Annotated in this window: 1 rRNA gene (cut by a window edge); it reads right to left on the bottom strand. The window is 53.9% G+C overall.

What is annotated here, in order from left to right:
- Positions 1–2,500: ribosomal RNA gene (locus FJW05_RS27280) — 23S ribosomal RNA — on the bottom strand; its annotated part runs 321 nt beyond the window's last position; the annotation flags it as partial.

The raw sequence follows: 2,500 nt of genomic DNA on the forward strand, positions 1-2,500 counted from the left end.
ATCAAGCCTATCGAACTATTAGTACCGGTAAGCTTCAAGCGTTGCCGCTCTTCCACACCCGGCCTATCAACGTGGTCGTCTTCCACGGTTCTCAGGGAATACTCGTTTCAAGGTGGGTTTCCCGCTTAGATGCCTTCAGCGGTTATCCCGTCCGGATATAGCTACCCTGCGATGCGGCTGGCGCCACAACAGGTCCACCAGAGATCCGTCCATCCCGGTCCTCTCGTACTAGGGACAGATCCTTTCAATATTCCTACACCCACGGCAGATAGGGACCGAACTGTCTCACGACGTTCTGAACCCAACTCACGTACCGCTTTAAATGGCGAACAGCCATACCCTTGGGACCTGCTCCAGCCCCAGGATGCGATGAGTCGACATCGAGGTGCCAAACAACCCCGTCGATATGGACTCTTGGGGGTCATCAGCCTGTTATCCCCGGCGTACCTTTTATCCGTTGAGCGATGGCCCTTCCACGCGGGACCACCGGATCACTATGACCGACTTTCGTCTCTGCTCGACTTGTCAGTCTCGCAGTCAGGCAGGCTTATGCCATTGCACTCAGCGAACGATTTCCGACCGTTCTGAGCCCACCATCGCGCGCCTCCGTTACTCTTTAGGAGGCGACCGCCCCAGTCAAACTACCCACCATACATTGTCCCGGACCCGGATAACGGGCCGCGGTTAGACATCCATAGTAATAAGGGTGGTATTTCAAGGGTGGCTCCACCTGAGCTGGCGCCCAGGTTTCAAAGCCTACCACCTATCCTACACATGCCACTACGAATGCCAATGTAAAGCTATAGTAAAGGTGCACGGGGTCTTTCCGTCTAACCGCAGGAACCCCGCATCTTCACGGGGAATTCAATTTCACTGAGTCTATGCTGGAGACAGCGGGGAAGTCGTTACGCCATTCGTGCAGGTCGGAACTTACCCGACAAGGAATTTCGCTACCTTAGGACCGTTATAGTTACGGCCGCCGTTTACTGGGGCTTCGATTCAGAGCTTGCACCCCTCCTCTTAACCTTCCAGCACCGGGCAGGCGTCAGACCCTATACGTCGCCTTGCGGCTTCGCAGAGCCCTGTGTTTTTGATAAACAGTCGCTACCCCCTGGTCTGTGCCACCCTCCTCTGCTTGCGCAGAAAAGGGTCACGCTTCTTCCGAAGTTACGCGTGCAATTTGCCGAGTTCCTTCAGCATAGTTCTCTCAAGCGCCTTGGTATACTCTACCTGACCACCAGTGTCGGTTTCGGGTACGGTCTATAAGGAGGAGCTATTTCCTGGAACCACTCCGCTGCCCTTTCAATCCGATAAGATTGGACAACTTGTGTGATCCGTCACTACCTCCAGGCCCACGAATATTAACGTGGTTCCCATCGACTACGCGTTTCCGCCTCGTCTTAGGGGCCGGCTAACCCTGCTCAGATTAACTTTAAGCAGGAACCCTTGGTCTTTCGGCGGGGGAGTCTCTCACTCCCCTTACGTTACTCATGTCAGCATTCGCACTTCTGATACCTCCACCGCCCCTCACGGGTACGGCTTCATCAGCTTACAGAACGCTCCGCTACCGCTCGTGATTGCTCACGAACCCTAAGCTTCGGTGTATGGCTTTAGCCCCGTTACATTTTCGGCGCAAAGACCCTTATTTAGACCAGTGAGCTGTTACGCTTTCTTTAAATGATGGCTGCTTCTAAGCCAACATCCTGGTTGTTTTGGGATCCTCACATCCTTTCCCACTTAGCCATAACTTGGGGACCTTAGCTGTAGGTCAGGGTTGTTTCCCTTTTCACGACGGACGTTAGCACCCGCCGTGTGTCTGCCGACTAGTACTCCCAGGTATTCGGAGTTTGGTTAGGTTTGGTAATCCGGTGAGGACCCCTAGCCCATCCAGTGCTCTACCCCCTGGGGTATTCGGTCGACGCTCTACCTAAATAGATTTCGCGGAGAACCAGCTATTTCCGAGTTTGATTGGCCTTTCACCCCTAGCCACAAGTCATCCCGAACTATTGCAACAGTTATGGGTTCGGTCCTCCAGTAAGTGTTACCTTACCTTCAACCTGCTCATGGCTAGATCACTCGGTTTCGGGTCTAATGCGACGAACTGAACGCCCTGTTCAGACTCGCTTTCGCTGCGCCTACACCTACCGGTTTAAGCTTGCTCGTCACACTAAGTCGCTGACCCATTATACAAAAGGTACGTGGTCACCCTTGCGGGCTCCCACTGTTTGTAGGCAATCGGTTTCAGGTACTCTTTCACTCCCCTTGTCGGGGTGCTTTTCACCTTTCCCTCACGGTACTAGTTCGCTATCGGTCATGCACGAGTACTTAGGCTTGGAAGGTGGTCCTCCCAATTTCAGACAGGATTTCACGTGTCCCGCCTTACTCGAGGACGATTGATCGCATTACGCGTACGGGGCTGTCACCCGCTATGGCCCTACTTTCCAGAAGGTTCCGCTTGTCTCTCAATCGCCACTGGCCTGGTCCGGGTTCGCTCGCCACT

Source organism: Mesorhizobium sp. B2-9-1, from assembly GCF_006439455.1.
In the GTDB taxonomy this organism is placed as follows: Bacteria; Pseudomonadota; Alphaproteobacteria; order Rhizobiales; family Rhizobiaceae; genus Mesorhizobium.